Genomic DNA, 16,324 nt, shown 5'->3' with positions numbered 1-16,324 from the left:
AAGATTGACTAGAGTGATTCCATGATTCCACTCATGCTGTACTTTATCATAAATTCATTCTATAATGAGGGGGAATATACTGTGGAGGAAAAGAAATGAAAAAAATATACATATTGCTCTCTCTTCTTTTTATACTGAGCGCTTGCAAAGGCGAAACAACTCAACAAGAAGTTCACAGTGATACAAGCCATATTCAGCACAATCCATTGTCGGGAGATTTACAAGAACTAACCTCTATTAATGAATTGCCTTCTTTTTTACAAGAAAAACATGAAAACATAACGACTGTATACAAAATCGCATTCGAACATGCCGATGTGTTGCAATGGATTCCTTGTTATTGCGGTTGTGGAGAATCAGCTGGCCACCGAAGCAGTTTAAATTGCTTCGTTGCTGAAATTCGCGACGAACAAGTTCTGTGGGATGACCATGGAACTCGCTGTCTCGTTTGTATGGAAATTGCAGTTGAATCTGCAAAGCTCTCAAATGATGGAAAATCCATTAAAGAAATTCGAAAATATATTGATGAAAAATATCAAGAGGGCTTTTCGAAACCAACTCCGACTGAAATGCCTGCATAAAATTAAACCATCCATAAAGTTTCTCGATGGGACTTTTGGATGGTTTTTTCATCTAATTGTGAACAAGTTCTTTTTTTAATTCTTCATCAACAAAATCAAAAGTTAATTTCCCTAATTCTAAATTGCGAATATCGCGTACAATCAATTCTGAAACTTTATCATAGTCAATTGTACCACCAGGACCTAATACATTGCGCAATTTTCCGATATGGTCATAAGTCTTTACGATATCTTCATCTACTGAACTAATACCATAGCGTTCATTCATTCGCTCAGGATAATGGGTAGATAAAAAATTCAACGCATAAGTTGCTAAATCTTCCATATTGAGGATTGTATCTTTAATTGCTCCCGTTAAAGCCAGTTTTAAACCTACCTCTTTATCTTCGAATTTTGGCCATAAAATTCCTGGCGTATCTAATAATTCTAATTCTTTTCCAACTTTAACCCATTGCTGGGCTTTCGTGACCCCCGGAGTATTACCAGTCTTGGCTATGTTTTTTTTGGCTAGACGATTGATTAAAGTTGATTTTCCTACGTTCGGAATCCCTACAATCATCGCTCGAATGGCGCGGGGTTTCATCCCTTTTGCTTTCATGCGAGCCCATTTTTCTGCTAATATTTGTTGAGCAGCTTTTGTGACCTGGTTTAATCCTTTCCCTTCAAAGGAGTTGATGGCAATTGCCGTTAATCCTTTATTTGAAAAATATTCAACCCATTTTTTCGTCTCTGTTTCATCAGCCATGTCTGCTTTATTTAATAATATCAATCGAGGTTTTTGGTTAATGACTTCATCAATCATTGGATTTCTTGAAGATAATGGCAATCGGGCATCAACTAATTCAAAGACAATATCAACAAGTTTTAAATGTTCTTGAACTTGTCGTTTTGCTTTTGCCATATGCCCAGGAAACCATTGAATTGTCATTGTTATTCCTCCTTCAGTCAAAAAAGAAAAGGAGTGTTCATCTACTCCTCTTTTTTATTTCACAATTTTTATTTCACTTAAAGGCCAAAAGACTACGCTTGTACTGCCAATGATTTCATCTTCACTGACGACTCCGATGTGGCGGCTATCCTTGCTGAATCGTCGGTTATCCCCCATTACAAATACATAACCTTCCGGAATTACGTCAAGGCTTGGATCAATATCTTGGAGGGTAAAATCTTGGGTTAATTGACCTTCTGAGAGTTGTGATTTATATTCATCTAAATATGGTTCATCGATGGGTTCACCGTTAATATACAGCTGGTCATCTTTATATTCAATATGTTCACCAGGCAATCCAATAACTCTTTTGATATAGTCTTTGCCTTCTGGTGCATGGAATACAACAATGTCAAACCGCTTTGGTTCACCTAATCGATATCCGATTTTATTGACGATCATCTTGTCGCCATCTTTTAGCGTTGGCATCATCGATTCTCCATCTACCACAATAGGTGTAAATAAAAAGTAACGAATAACTACAGCAATGAGGAGAGCAATGATTAACGCTTTTGTCCATTCCCAAATCTCGTTTTTTTCTTTTTTTACTTTTTCCACGAGAGCATTCCCCCAAATCCACTATCTACATTTTATTTCATTCTTATTCTTTATGACAAGCAAAAGAAAGGAGGCTTTTTAAAACAAAGCCCCCCTTTAGTAGAATGATTATCGAATTTCTTTAATACGTGCTGCTTTACCACGTAAATTACGTAAGTAGTAAAGTTTTGCACGGCGCACTTTACCGCGACGAACAACTTCTAACTTTGCAATTTTTGGTGTGTGAACAGGGAAAGTACGTTCAACCCCTACACCGTAAGAAATTTTACGCACTGTAAATGTTTCGCTAATTCCACCACCGCGACGTTTAATTACTACGCCTTCGAATACTTGGATACGTTCACGGTTACCTTCTTGAATACGAACGTGTACGCGAACTGTATCACCAGGGCGGAATTCAGGAAGATCTGTGCGAAGTTGTTCTTTTGTAATTTCTGCAATAATATTTGACATGTTTATTCTCTCCTTATACCGAATGTTCATATAGTCTTATTCACTACAGCGGAACACCGTAATTAAAGCTTCTCATAGAAGCACAGATTGAATATTATCATACTTTAAATCAACGTGCAAGGAAAATTCTAATCACGAATCAATAATCAACTAAAAGGGACTGTTTATTCATATTGATTATTTTTATAAAATATTCATGATTTTTCATTTTTTCTTTTTAAAGTTTCAAGATATTCCAGTTGTTTTGGTGTTAGTTCAATATTTTTCAACAAGTCAGGTCTTCGCTCAAAAGTGCGCTTGATTGATTGTTCCATACGCCATTCTTCAATTTTTTGATGATTTCCTGACAATAGCACATTTGGAACTTTCATTCCTCTAAATTCTTGGGGTCTTGTGTAATGCGGGTGTTCTAACAGCCCTGTAGAAAATGAATCATGAATATGTGAAGCTTCTTGTCCCAATACTCCAGGAATTAAGCGAACAACCGAATCAATAATCGCCATTGCCGGTATTTCTCCACCAGTCAATACAAAATCCCCAATGGATATTTCATCGGTTACAAGATGCTCTCGAATACGTTCATCATATCCTTCGTAGTGTCCGCAAATAAAAACAAGTTCCTCTTCTTCCGCCAATTCTTCCGCTTTCGACTGAGTAAACCGTTCTCCTTGTGGACACATGAGAATAACGCGAGGATTTCGGCCTTCAGTAATGGATTCAACCGCATGAAACACTGGCTCAGGCTTCAACACCATGCCAGCTCCCCCACCATAAGGATAATCGTCTACCTGTTTATGTTTGTTGTCGCTGTAATCACGAATATTGGTTACTTGAATATCAACGATTCCTTTTTCTTGGGCTTTTTTTAAGATGGATGAACCGAACACACCATTAAACATTTCAGGAAATAAGGTAAGCACATGTATTTTCATGATAATAATCCTTCCATCACATGAATGGTAATTCGTTTATTGTCAACATCAATATCTTTAACTACATCTTCAATATAAGGGATATAATGTTTTTTCCCTTTTCCGTCTTTTAATTCCCAAACATCGTTAGCGCCAGTTTCTAAAATATTTGTGATTTCCCCTAAGTGTTCTCCTTCTTCTGAATAAACTTGGCAGCCAATGATTTCAAAATAATAATATTCGTTTTCGCCTAATTCGTCTTCTTTTAATTGGTCTTTTGAAATTTTTAATACACTGTTTTTAAATGGTTCTACTTGATTGATGTTATAATATCCTTCAAATGTTAACAAAATAAAGTTTTTATGTCTCCGGGCATTTTCTACTGTCACCCAGATTGGTTCTGCATTATCACTTTTAAAAATAGCAAGTTGCGATCCTTTTTTGAAACGAATATCTTCAAAATCTGTGGAAGAAATGACGCGCACCTCTCCACGAATGCCGTGTGTATTGACAATGCGACCCACATTTAACCATTCCATCAAACGACACCTCTTTAAATTGGAAGTTTTCTAATTTACTGGCTTTTCTCCAACTAGTTCATCATGGTACACGATATAGTTTGATTAACCTAGGAAGATTTTATATGTATAAAAAAGGGGCTGAAGTAGCCCCTTTTTGCATTAGTCCAATATATCGACGTAAGTTTTTTTCTTTTGGTGACCGCTAGCTGAATAAACAATAGTACGAATCGCCTTCGCAACACGACCTTGTTTACCAATCACTTTTCCTCGATCCTCTGGATTGACAAAAAGTTTATAAACAATGCGACTAGCATTTTCATCTTTTTCAACGCGAACGTCTTCGGGATAATCAACTAGTGGTTTGACAATTGTTTCAATCAGCTTTTGCATGCGGACACCTCCAAAGTTTTTTATTAAGCGTTTTTATTGAATTTTAAATTGTGGAATTTTTCCATAATTCCTTGTTGTGAGAACAAGTTACGTACTGTATCAGATGGTTTCGCACCATTTGCTAACCATTTAAGAGCTTTCTCTTCATCGATATTGATTGTTGCTGGAACAGTTAGAGGATTGTAAGTACCAACTGTTTCAATTGAACGTCCGTCACGTGGAGAACGAGAATCAGCAACTACGATACGATAGAAAGGAGATTTTTTAGCTCCCATACGTTTTAAACGAATTTTTACTGCCATGTTTATTGCACCTCCGAATTAGTTTCACACAAGATAGAATAATATCAGTGTTTGATTTGTTTGTAAAGTGTTTTTTCTTAACAGTTCATTTTTTCTTTTATATTAAAATTTAAATAATGAATCGAATCCAGGAAGTTTCATTTTCTTCTTGCCTTTTCCCTGTGCCATGCTCGTCATTTGCTTCATCATTTTTTTCATATCTTCAAATTGTTTTAATAATCGGTTGACCTCCTGAATGGATGTACCAGAACCTTTTGCGATTCTCTTTTTACGGCTAGCATTGATGATTTCTGGACGCTCTCTTTCTTCAGGCGTCATGGAATAAATAATAGCCTCCAGGCGATCGATTTGTTTTTCGTCGATTTGAATATTATTTAAACCTTTTATTTTATTGGCACCTGGAAGCATTTTTAATAAGTCTTCCAACGGTCCCATTTTTCGGACAGCTTTAATTTGTTCTACAAAATCATCGAAAGTAAAGCTTTGCGTTTTAAACTTTTCTTCCAATTCTTTCGCTTTTTCTAAATCCACATTTTCCTGTGCTTTTTCAATTAGCGATAGGACGTCGCCCATCCCTAGTATACGAGAAGCCATACGTTCTGGATGGAATGGCTCTAAAGCGTCCATCTTCTCACCCATACCAACAAATTTTATTGGCTTTTCTGTCACAGCACGAATCGATAACGCAGCACCACCGCGTGTATCTCCATCTAATTTTGTTAAGATGACGCCTGAGATGCCAATTGCATCATTGAAACTTTGAGCAACATTAACTGCGTCTTGTCCGGTCATGGCATCAACAACTAAAAATACTTCGTCTGGTTCTTTAATGGCCCGAATATTTTTTAATTCGTCCATCAGTTCTTCATCGATATGTAATCGACCAGCTGTATCGATAATGACCACGTCATAATGTTCTTTTTTTGCATGTTCGATTGCTTCTTCCGCAATTTTCACAGGAGAAACATCCGCACCAAGAGAAAACACAGGAATCGAAAGTTGTTTTCCTAATGTTTCCAATTGTTTAATGGCTGCTGGACGATATATATCAGCAGCAACTAAAAGCGGTTTACGATTGTATTTCTTCCTTAAAACATTTGCAAGTTTTCCGGAAGTCGTAGTTTTACCAGCACCTTGCAAACCTACCATCATAATGACTGTTGGAGGCTTTGTATTAAATTTAATTCGACTCTGTTCTCCACCCATCAACTCAGTCAATTCATCTTTTACAATCTTAATGACTTGTTGACCAGGTGTTAAACTTTTCATGACTTCAACGCCGACTGCTCTTTCACTTACTTTTTTTACAAAGTCTTTTACAACTTTTAAATTTACGTCGGCTTCAATTAATGCAAGGCGCACTTCCCGCATCATTTGTTTTACATCTGCTTCAGTAACTTTTCCCTTGCCTTTAATTTTTTGGATTGTGCTTTGGAGTCGTTCTGATAATCCTTCAAATGCCAAACTTTTCGCCTCCTAATCCGTTTCTTTTAATTGATCTATTAACTTTAATTGTTCTTCAATAGAGGCATTGCCTTTGATTGCAGCGGCTAGCTTTTCAATCGTTTGCTGACGCTTTTGAAACTTTTCAAATAACTTTAGTTTTTCTTCATATTCTTCAAGCATTGCTTCAGTGCGACGGATATTATCGTATACAGCTTGTCGAGAAACTTTGTAGCTTTCTGCAATTTCACCTAAGGAAAGATCGTCTAAATAATATAGCTCCATATATGCCCGCTGTTTATCCGTTAACAAAGCTTGATAAAAATCGAAGAGAAAATTCATCCGCGTCGTTTTTTCAAGTAACATCGAATGTCTCTCCATTCATATTTTTTCTACTGTATCATATCGGTTTTACTTATAAGTGTCAAGTAAATTCCCTTTAACACTGATAATATACACGAATCGGAAAAGTTATTGCTAGCGCCATTAAGTATTTGGGGCTGGGACAAAACTAGCTTCTAGATAGGAAAAAGGAGAATTTGAGTTGGCTCAAATTCTCCTTTTTCCATTTATACCCATTATTTTTTGTTAGTTGATCTTTGTTGGCCGTGTATTTTCGTAAATTCACGGCCATTAAGGCAATGCCCATTTCATTTTCCACTTTCGATTTTCCTCGAACGGAAAATCGAGTGAAACGCAAATTAGCCTTCAAGAATCCAAAAACTGGTTCTACGTCTATTTTACGTTGACGGAAAATAGAACCAGCTTTTTCTTCTGAAAGCTTCGCTCTTACATATTCTTTTTGTTGTTCCCATTTTTCATTCACCATGACCTTTCGGTGATTGCCTTCCTTTGCTTTTGTGCATGATGAACGAAATGGACATCCTGAACAGTTTTCACATTCATAGATTTTCAATTCTCGTTTGAAACCAGTCTTATCTGTACGTACAGAACGATAACGGAAGGTTACTCGCTGCTGATTTGGACAAATGTAGGTATCACTTTCTTCGTCGTACATCCAATTGTCTGGATGAAATGGATTTTGTTTATATTTCTTCTTTTGTTCTTTCTCATACATGGTATATGGAATGAGTGCCTCACATTTTCGATTCGAAAGGATGTCTTCATAGTTTTGTTCACTACCATAACCAGCATCTGCGACAATATACTTTGGTAACGGAAAATAATCCTTTTCTATCTTATTCAAGAACGGAATTAATGTACGTGTATCAGTAGGATTTGGAAAGATGCTATAAGCTAGTGCGTATTGACCTTCTGTTGCGATTTGTACATTGTATCCAGCTTTCAATTGACCGTTTTTCATATAGTCGTCTTTCATTCGCATGAACGTCGCATCTTGATCTGTTTTGGAATAACTGTTCCGTTCCCCCAAGATGTCCAAGTCTTTTTGGTATTTTTGTTTTCGTAGAATGAAGTCTATTAATTGTTTGTACGCTTGTTTTGGATATTTTCGTTCGCTTCTTAATGCTTTTCGTTCTGTGGCATCGGGCGATGTTTCTATCTTTTGGTCATATTCCTTAATGACTTCATCGACTTGTTGCACCATTTGAGCGAGTTCTTCTACGGACAGTTCTCCCTCATTTTCCCGCTCCATTTCAGGGATGATTTCTTTTTCTAATAGTTCGTTGTATAACTGATTGGACTTTTCAATTAAGTTTTGGTTGTATTTTTCAATGGATTTCTTCCATACGAAAGTAAATTTATTGGCATTCGCTTCAATCTTCGTACCATCGATAAAAATGGCTTCTTGATCGATTAACTTTTCTTCCACCAGTTGGCAACGGAATTGGACAAAACATTGACGAATTAATTCTTTTACTTCCGGATGCACACGAAAACGATTGATCGTCCGATAACTTGGTTCATATCCTTGTGCCAACCACATCATTCGTATACTGTCCTTTAATAGCGCTTCAATTTTTCGACCTGAAAAGACAGACTGCGAATAGGCACACAAAATAATTTTTAGCATCATGCGTGGATGATAAGCAGGACAACCTGTATTTCGAAGAAACGGCTGGAAGGCTTCATCTGGAATACTTTCAACTAAATGGTGAATATGGAAGGCAATATCATTTTCTTGTAATTTTATTTCTAAATCTAGAGGTAAAACTAATTGATTCATGTTATAATATTTAAACATAAGGACCCTTCTTTCTGTTAGTTTTGGTGGTAACTTAATTTTAACAGAAGAGGTCCTTATTTTTTATTGAAAAAATGAAGAACAGCTCATGAAATTTCATTCTAAAATTTCATGAGCTGTTTCCATTTTAGAGGGGGTTTTGTCCCAGCCTCCTTTTCAAATATCTCTTCTTATTGTTCAGCTTTTTTCAATTCTTGGTCTAATGAATCAGCAAATAATCCGTATACATATCGTTCCGCATCAAATGGTTGTAGGTCATCAATTTTTTCACCTAAACCAACGAATTTAACCGGAATATTTAATTTGTTACGAATTGCTAAGACAATACCACCTTTTGCTGTACCATCCAATTTTGTTAATACAATCCCCGTCACATTTGTCGCTTCTTTAAATGTTTGAGCTTGAATTAACGCATTTTGACCCGTTGTCGCATCTAACGCAAGCAACACTTCATGTGGGGCGTTTGGAATTTCACGAGAAATAACGCGATGCACTTTTTCTAGTTCCTTCATTAAGTTCACTTTATTTTGCAAACGGCCAGCTGTGTCACAAATCAACACATCAACACCGCGCTTTTTCGCAGCATTTATAGCATCATAAATTACCGCAGCGGGATCTGAGCCTTCTGATTGTTTAATTACTTCGCAGCCAACTCGATCGCCCCAAACTTGAAGCTGTTCTATGGCACCAGCACGGAACGTATCACCAGCAGCAAGCATCACTTTTTTTCCTTGATTTTTCAAACGATGAGCAAGTTTACCAATTGTCGTTGTTTTCCCTACACCATTTACACCCACAAATAAAATAACTGTTAGCTCACCATTTGGTTGCAAATTAAGTTCAGAAATGCCTTCCTCGCCCTTTTCATAAATTTCCACTAATTTTTCACAAATAATTTCATAAATGCCATCTGTATCTTTTATATTTTTTCGTTGTACTTCAAAGCGGAGTTCGTCCATTAATTCCATAACTGTTTCAAAACCTACATCCGCTTGCAATAATATTTCTTCTAATTCTTCAAAGAATTCTTCGTCTACCTTGCGATAACGTGCAATTAAATCGTTCACTTTAGAAGTAAACGTATCACGGGTTTTTGCAAGACCTATTTTAAATTTTTGAGTGATCGACCATGCGGAAGGCTTCTTCTCCTCTTCCTTTTCATCCTCTTGTTGAACCGTTTCAACGTCGTCACCAAGAGTTTCTTCCGCTTTTTTGCTGTCATCGGAAAAAGTTTCTTCAGTTTCTATCGTTTCATTTTTTTCTTCAATTACTTCTTTTGATGTTTCTTCCACATCATCAGCTTCATTTTGAACATCTTCGCTTTGTTCAGCCGTTTCCTCAACCGTGTCCTGCTGTAATTTTTCTTCTGATTTTCCACTTAATTTTTCCTTCAAACGTTTAAAAAAGCTCATATTATTCGCTCCTTTGTCCAACAAGTACTACTTCATCTTCCAATTTAACCGAAACGAGCTTCGATACACCAGATTCTTGCATCGTAATCCCGTATAATACATCGGCTCCTTCCATCGTTCCTTTTCGATGGGTAATCACAATGAATTGTGTATCTCGGCTTAATTTTTTTAGATAGGTACTATAACGCTCTACATTTGCTTCATCAAGAGCCGCTTCCACTTCGTCTAAAATAACAAACGGTACTGGGCGCGAATTCAGAATGGCAAATAATAGGGCGATTGCAGTTAATGCTCGTTCACCGCCAGAAAGTAAGCTTAAGCTTTGCAATTTTTTCCCTGGAGGTTGAGCTACTATTTCTATTCCTGTTTCTAGTAAATTGTTCGAATCTAATAAAATTAAATCTGCATGGCCGCCGCCGAAAAGTTCACGGAAAACTTCGCGGAATTGTAGTTGAATTTTCTCAAAAGACTCTTTAAAACGAGTCGCCATTTCTTCATCCATTTCTCTAATTGTTTCGTTAAGCGTTTGTTGCGCTTCAATTAAGTCATTTCGTTGTTCCGTTAAAAATGTATAGCGTTCTAACACCCGCTCATACTCTTCAATAGCAGTTAAATTAACCGGCCCTAATTCTTCAATAGACTGTTTTAACAATTTTACTTTCTTGCGAATCTGCTCTACATCGTCCAGTTCAACAGCTTCATTTTTCGCTTCATCAAAATCAATTTCATACTCTTCTTCTAATAGATTAGTTAATCGATTAATTTCAAATTCGATACGGCTTTTCTTTACATCGATTGAACGTAATTGTTCTAAAAAACCTTTATGAATTCTTTGCAATTCCTTGAACTGTTCGTCCAATTGATAGAGCTGTTGTTGGTACTCAATTCGCAATTGACGATTTTCTTGAATTGTGAACGAATATTGATCACGCTTTTCAGCCCACTCAGAAATCGCTTGTTCAATTTCTTCATCGGTCAAATGATTGTCTCGCTCATTTTGAATCCATTCAATTTCTCGTGAAATGGATTCCATTTGTTGAAGAACTTTCGAACGCTTCAAAGCGATATCCGCCGTTTGAATTTGAAGTTGATTTAATTGTTCTTGCAATACCGCAAGTTCTGAGCGTTTTTCAGCTGACTGTTCACGAAGCAAGTCTTTTTCCGTTTCGCTTTGAATTTTTGCTTTGGATAATTGCTCAACTTTGTCGTTTACTTTTTGCAATTCTTTATTCAGTTCAGCTAGTCGTTCTTCTGTTTGGCTTTTTTGTTTAAGTAACGCCTCTCTTCTTGAAGATGCGGACGATTTTTCAGAAGTTGCGAGATTTACAGTATTTTTTAAGTTTTTCTCTTCCAATTCTAATTCAACATATTTCGAATGCAACTCCATTTCCTCTTGGCGGTATTGTTCGCTTTGCACCTTTAACAATTCCACTTGTTTACGTAAGGTTGTTAACGTTTCCTTTTCTGTTGCCAGCGTTTTTTCCGCTTGATAAATGGATTGCTCAATTTGGGATAAATTTTTCTTTAACTGTTCTAACTCAGCTTTTCTAGTAAATAAAGAGTTTTGTTGTTTGACGGAACCGCCTGTTAATGAACCGCCAGCATTTACGATATCTCCATCTAATGTCACAACACGATATTTATAGCCACATAACCTCGCGATTTGACTTGCTCCTTCTAAGTTTTCAGCGACAAGAACATTTCCTAATAAGTATTCCACAATATTCCGGTTATGTTCATCAAATTCTACTAATTCATGAGCAAGTTGAATATAAGCTGGATGGTTCATTGCTTCTTGAATTTGTATAGTAGATAGTTTTCGAGATTTCATGACGTTTTTTGGCAAGAAAGTAGCTCGTCCAGCTTTTTTTGCTTTTAACCAGCCAATCGCTTTTTGCGCATCTTGCTCTGTATTTGTGACAATGTGTTGGGTTGCAGCTCCTAAAGCGGTTTCAATGGCTTTAGAATACTTACCTTCCACTTTTAACAGCTCTAGAACGGCTCCTTCAATTCCTTTTAATTCTCCCCGTTCTCTTGCTAGTAAAATTTCCTTCACACCAAAAGTGAAACCAGAAAAGTCTGATTCTAGTTCCTCAATCGCTTCTTTTCTAGACTTCAATTGTTGTTGATGTTGATATGCTTGATACAGCATTCGTTGTTTTTCTTCAAATGAGGAAGTGGCAGCGTTTAGTTGACGTTGTAATTGTTCATATTGCTCCAACACGTCACTAACTTTATTTCGTATATATTCGAGCTTTTGTGCGAGTTCATTTTTCAAGTTGGAAACTTGTTTTAATTTTTTTAACATCTCTTCAGAGCGGTCGTTCATACGCTCTTCTGTTTCTTCATATTGGGTTAATTGCTGCTCAATATGTTTTAACTCATTCTTTGCAGTTGCTTCTTCGTTCAATAAATCAATATATAAATTTTTATATTCTTCGATTTGTTGTTCAATTTGAGAAACAGAACTATTTAACGAAACATCCAGTTGTTTAATTTCAGCTTTTAGTTGTTGAATTTCATTTTTTTTCAAATCAAACAATTTTTTATTTTCTTCCTCAGTTTTCGCTAGTTCCATTTCTTCTTCTTTTGCTTCTTTTAAGGCAAGTTGTAATTGTTGAAACTGCTTTTCTGCATTGGAGCGTTTTTCCTGCATTAACGCTTTTCGTCCTTCCCAACGCTCCACTTCAGCACTCGCTTCAACTAGTCGTTCTTGCGCAGCATCAATCGTCTCATCAATGTTATGGATTTTTGTGCGGAGTTCGTCCATTTTTGTTTGTAAATTTGCTATTTCTGATGCTTGATTTTGCTCTTGTTGTTCCAGTTGTTCGTGCTCTTCCTTGACAATGAGTAGTTCTTGATGGTGCTCTTTCAAATCATGAACGATCAGTGACATATCCAATTCTTTCAATTCTTCTGTCATGTGAAGGTAGTCTTTTGCTGCAGAACTCTGGATTTTTAATGGCTCTAAACGGCTATCCAATTCATGTAAAATGTCTAACACTCGATGTAAGTTGTCATCGGTTTCTAATAATTTTTGCTCTGCCTTTTTTTTGCGCAGTTTATATTTTAATATTCCAGCTGCTTCTTCAAATATTGTTCGGCGATCATCCGGTTTACTATTTAAAATTTCATCAACTCGGCCTTGAGAGATAATAGAAAAGGCTTCTTTCCCTAATCCTGAATCCATAAACAAATCCGTAATATCTTTCAGGCGACATTGCTGATTATTCAATAGATATTCGCTTTCACCCGAACGATATACTCGTCGAGTTACGCTAATTTCAGAATAGGGAATACCCACTTCTTCATCTTCATTGTTTAAAATCAACGTAACTTCAGCAAAGTTCAAAGGTTTTCGAGATGCGCTTCCAGCAAATATAACATCTTCCATTTTCGAACCGCGCAAGCTTTTTGCCGACTGTTCCCCTAAGACCCAACGAATCGCATCGGTTACATTGCTCTTTCCACTACCATTAGGGCCTACAACTGCAGTTACCCCTGGAACAAAATCGATACCGATGCGATCCGCGAATGATTTAAAACCTACTACTTCAAGTCGTTTAAGGAACATATTATTCCTCCTTATGCAAGGACTGATTTAACGCAACCATTGCATTTTGTGCAGCTTGCTGTTCAGCCTCTTTTTTCGATTTTCCGCGTCCAATTCCAAGTTCTTTGTCGTTTAGCAATACGCGGGAAACGAATGTCCGATTGTGGGCAGGCCCTCTTTCGTCAATAATTTCATAATGTAATACTCCAGTATTTGATTGCTGCACCAATTCTTGCAATTGGCTTTTAAAATCCATCACATGCGAAAAAGCACCGACTTCAACTTTAGGGAACACGACTCTTTGTAAAAACTGAACAACAGAATCTAAACCTTGATCTAAATAAAGGGCACCAATAAAGGATTCAAATACGTCGGCAAGCAAGGCTGGTCTCTCTCTTCCACCAGTCAATTCTTCACCTTTACCTAAAAGTACATATTTTCCGAAATTCAATTCGTTTGCGAATATCACAAGGGATGGCTCACAAACGATGGAAGCTCGAAGCTTCGTCAATTCTCCTTCACTCATATGCGGGTAACGATCAAATAAAAATTTAGATACTGATAGTTCAAGAACTGCATCACCTAAAAATTCTAATCGTTCATTATCAGCAAATAATTTTTTGCGATGCTCATTCACATAGGATGAATGGGTAAAAGCTTGGTAGAGTAAATTCTTGTTATTGAACGTGATATTTAATTCTTCTTGTAATTCTTCAAATTGCTGTTTAATTTTTTCGGGAAACACTCCATTTTTTTGTTGAGTACCTTTTCTTTTTATCGTCATGAACAATCTGCCTTCCTATTCATTTCTCTCGTAAATATATCGTTGTTATTCGAAACAGTAAAGATATAAGGATAAAAGATTTATCCACATATCTTCACATCGAATAAATACATTGTTTTTATTATAACCCAAATTCACTTTTCATTTTTCTTTTCATGAATTTAAGCAATGAAAAGAGGCACCCATCAGCCACGTTGTGCGGGATGTGCCTCTTATAAATTAGTTTAATTTACTTTCGATATACTTGATTGCATCGCCAACAGTAACGATCTTTTCTGCATCTTCATCAGAGATTTCCATATCGAATTCATCTTCAAGTTCCATAACTAATTCTACAACGTCTAATGAATCTGCACCTAAATCTTCACGGAAAGATGCTTGTTCTGTTACTTCGCTTTCGTCAACACCAAGACGGTCAACGATTACTTTTGTTACACGTTCTAATACTGTGCTCATTTAGGTCACCTCCCTTCAATAGTATACATAAAAGTGTTTCCTGTTCAAAGAGTCTTTCATGAAAGGATGGTTAATCAACATTATTTATAGTTAGTAGCCCACAATTTTTGATTACATTGCAATGCCGCCATCCACATGAAGAACTTGTCCAGTAATATATTCAGCATCGTCTGAAGCCAAAAATACAACTGCTTTTGCTACATGTTCTGGCTTACCAAGTTTGGCTAATGGAATTTGTGAAAGCATAGAGTTTTTAATATCTTCCGGAAGAGCGTCTGTCATTTCAGTCGTAATAAATCCTGGAGCTACAGCATTCACTAAAATATTTCGTGATGCCAACTCTCTTGAAGTCGTTTTCGTCAATCCAATAACACCTGCTTTTGCTGCTGTGTAATTGGCTTGTCCAGCGTTCCCCGTCACGCCAACGACTGAAGCAATGTTGATAATGCGACCAGAACGTTGTTTCATCATTTGGCGAGTTACAGCTTTTGTGCATAGGAATACGCCTTTTAAGTTCGTTTGAATAACTTCATCCCACTCTTCTTCCTTCATGCGCATCAATAAATTATCTCGAGTAATGCCTGCATTGTTTACGAGAATATCGATTGAACCAAATTCATCTAATGCTGTTTTCATTAAGTTTTGTACTGATTCATTATCTGCAACATTTGCTTGAACTGCAATAGCTTTTTTACCAATTTTTAAAATTTCTTCTACCACTTCATCTGCTTTTTCTTTACTGCCGCTGTAGTTCACGACTACATTGGCACCCTCTTTTGCCAGTTCCAATGCAATGGCTCGTCCGATTCCTCTTGAAGCTCCCGTTACAACTGCCGTTTTACCATCTAACTTTCCCATGTTTTCACCCCTTCAATTCCTTTACAACTTCTTCAAAAGTTGCTATATCATATACACAATATGATTTTACTGAGCGATCGATTTTTTTGACTAATCCTGATAATACTTTACCTGGTCCGCATTCGATAAATGTTGTAACACCACATTCCAACATCTTTCGAACATCACGTTCCCATTGTACAGGGCTATAAACTTGTTCCACCATTTCTTTCTTGATGGATTCCACATCTTCCAATATTCCTGCATGTACATTACTAATAATTGGAATATTTGGTTGTGAAATTTCTACTTGCTCGATTTCCTTTTCTAATTTTATTGCCGCATCTTTCATCAATTCAGAGTGGAATGGTCCACTTACATCAAGTGGGATGGCTCTTTTAGCACCTTTTTCTTTCGCCAATTGAGATGCTTTTTCTACACCTGCTTTTGTACCTGAAATGACAATTTGGCCAGGGCAGTTTAAGTTAGCCAGTTGTACTAAATCACCGTTATTAGTGATTTCAGCACATACTTCTTTTAAAGGCTCTTCATCCATTCCTAAAATCGCAGCCATAGCACCTTGACCAGCTGGCACCGCTTCATTCATGTAAAGACCTCGTTTATGAACGATTTTGACAGCCTCTTCAAAAGATAACGATCCAGCAATAACGAAAGATCCATACTCTCCTAATGAATGTCCTGCTGTATAGTCAGGAGTAATGCCAGCTTCCATTAATTTGGATGCAATCATCACTCCTGTTGTAAGCAACGCAGGTTGAGCATGGTAAGTTAACGTTAGTTCTTCTTGTGGTCCCTCTAACATTAATGTTGATAGTTTAATATTTAAAGCTTGATCCGCTTGATCATAAAAAGCTTTGCTCGCTTCATCATTGGCTACAAACTCTGCACCCATTCCTACTTTTTGAGAGCCTTGTCCTGGAAAAATAAATGCTATTTTTGACATTTGTCGT

Annotated in this window: 17 protein-coding genes; 1 reads left to right on the top strand and 16 read right to left on the bottom strand. The window is 36.8% G+C overall.

Annotated elements, in window-relative coordinates; all coding sequences use genetic code 11:
• Window positions 1–95: 95 nt before the first annotated feature.
• Complete coding sequence (locus tag NST98_RS00640; RefSeq protein WP_096550647.1) at window positions 96–581, top strand: PCYCGC motif-containing (lipo)protein; 486 nt, start codon at window positions 96–98, stop codon at window positions 579–581.
• A gap of 52 nt (window positions 582–633) precedes the next feature.
• Here the strand turns inward: NST98_RS00640 and ylqF are convergent, their stop codons facing one another.
• The 16 genes from ylqF to fabD all read right to left on the bottom strand — a co-directional run bounded on the left by ylqF (window position 634) and on the right by fabD (window position 16,317).
• Window positions 634–1,509: a ribosome biogenesis GTPase YlqF gene (gene ylqF / locus NST98_RS00635; protein WP_016837436.1), complete on the bottom strand. Its 876-nt coding sequence runs from the start codon at window positions 1,507–1,509 to the stop codon at window positions 634–636.
• A gap of 54 nt (window positions 1,510–1,563) precedes the next feature.
• Entirely contained in the window at window positions 1,564–2,127 is a 564-nt protein-coding gene (lepB, locus tag NST98_RS00630) for a signal peptidase I (protein ID WP_016837437.1), read from the bottom strand.
• A 108-nt stretch (window positions 2,128–2,235) separates the two neighbouring features.
• Complete coding sequence (gene rplS, locus NST98_RS00625; RefSeq protein ID WP_016837438.1) at window positions 2,236–2,580, bottom strand: 50S ribosomal protein L19; 345 nt, start codon at window positions 2,578–2,580, stop codon at window positions 2,236–2,238.
• A 194-nt stretch (window positions 2,581–2,774) separates the two neighbouring features.
• Window positions 2,775–3,512 (bottom strand): tRNA (guanosine(37)-N1)-methyltransferase TrmD, encoded by a 738-nt coding sequence (trmD, locus tag NST98_RS00620; protein ID WP_340714122.1) that lies wholly within the window; start codon window positions 3,510–3,512, stop codon window positions 2,775–2,777.
• The gene (gene rimM / locus NST98_RS00615; RefSeq protein ID WP_096550645.1) at window positions 3,509–4,030 is read right to left on the bottom strand and encodes a ribosome maturation factor RimM; all 522 of its coding nucleotides are present in this window, start codon (window positions 4,028–4,030) and stop codon (window positions 3,509–3,511) included. The genes trmD and rimM overlap by 4 nt, the downstream gene beginning before the upstream one ends.
• Window positions 4,031–4,171: 141 nt before the next feature.
• Entirely contained in the window at window positions 4,172–4,402 is a 231-nt protein-coding gene (locus tag NST98_RS00610) for a KH domain-containing protein (protein ID WP_016837441.1), read from the bottom strand.
• Between the two features lie 23 nt (window positions 4,403–4,425).
• Window positions 4,426–4,704: a 30S ribosomal protein S16 gene (rpsP, locus tag NST98_RS00605; protein ID WP_016837442.1), complete on the bottom strand. Its 279-nt coding sequence runs from the start codon at window positions 4,702–4,704 to the stop codon at window positions 4,426–4,428.
• Window positions 4,705–4,806: 102 nt separating this feature from the next.
• Window positions 4,807–6,168 carry a signal recognition particle protein gene (gene ffh, locus NST98_RS00600; protein ID WP_340714121.1) on the bottom strand — a complete coding sequence of 454 codons (1,362 nt, stop codon included), beginning with the start codon at window positions 6,166–6,168 and terminating at the stop codon, window positions 4,807–4,809.
• Window positions 6,169–6,180: 12 nt separating this feature from the next.
• Window positions 6,181–6,513 carry a putative DNA-binding protein gene (locus tag NST98_RS00595; RefSeq protein WP_016837444.1) on the bottom strand — a complete coding sequence of 111 codons (333 nt, stop codon included), beginning with the start codon at window positions 6,511–6,513 and terminating at the stop codon, window positions 6,181–6,183.
• A 145-nt stretch (window positions 6,514–6,658) separates the two neighbouring features.
• Window positions 6,659–8,311 (bottom strand): IS1182 family transposase, encoded by a 1,653-nt coding sequence (locus tag NST98_RS00590; RefSeq protein ID WP_340714120.1) that lies wholly within the window; start codon window positions 8,309–8,311, stop codon window positions 6,659–6,661.
• Between the two features lie 170 nt (window positions 8,312–8,481).
• Window positions 8,482–9,723, bottom strand: coding sequence for a signal recognition particle-docking protein FtsY (ftsY, locus tag NST98_RS00585; protein ID WP_340714119.1), 1,242 nt, complete (start codon window positions 9,721–9,723; stop codon window positions 8,482–8,484).
• A 1-nt stretch (window position 9,724) separates the two neighbouring features.
• The gene (smc, locus tag NST98_RS00580) at window positions 9,725–13,297 is read right to left on the bottom strand and encodes a chromosome segregation protein SMC (protein WP_340714118.1); all 3,573 of its coding nucleotides are present in this window, start codon (window positions 13,295–13,297) and stop codon (window positions 9,725–9,727) included.
• Window position 13,298: 1 nt separating this feature from the next.
• Window positions 13,299–14,060, bottom strand: a complete 762-nt coding sequence (gene rnc, locus NST98_RS00575) for a ribonuclease III (RefSeq protein WP_016837447.1) — start codon at window positions 14,058–14,060, stop codon at window positions 13,299–13,301.
• 219 nt (window positions 14,061–14,279) lie between these two features.
• Entirely contained in the window at window positions 14,280–14,516 is a 237-nt protein-coding gene (locus NST98_RS00570) for an acyl carrier protein (RefSeq protein ID WP_096550640.1), read from the bottom strand.
• Between the two features lie 111 nt (window positions 14,517–14,627).
• On the bottom strand, window positions 14,628–15,374 hold the full coding sequence (gene fabG / locus NST98_RS00565; protein ID WP_340714117.1) for a 3-oxoacyl-[acyl-carrier-protein] reductase: 747 nt from the start codon (window positions 15,372–15,374) through the stop codon (window positions 14,628–14,630).
• Between the two features lie 4 nt (window positions 15,375–15,378).
• Entirely contained in the window at window positions 15,379–16,317 is a 939-nt protein-coding gene (fabD, locus tag NST98_RS00560; RefSeq protein WP_340714116.1) for an ACP S-malonyltransferase, read from the bottom strand.
• Window positions 16,318–16,324 lie beyond the last annotated feature (7 nt).

The organism is Ureibacillus sp. FSL W8-0352 (genome assembly GCF_038004345.1).
Lineage (GTDB): Bacteria > Bacillota > Bacilli > Bacillales_A > Planococcaceae > Ureibacillus > Ureibacillus thermosphaericus.
This window is presented reverse-complemented; position numbering and strand designations above follow the sequence as displayed.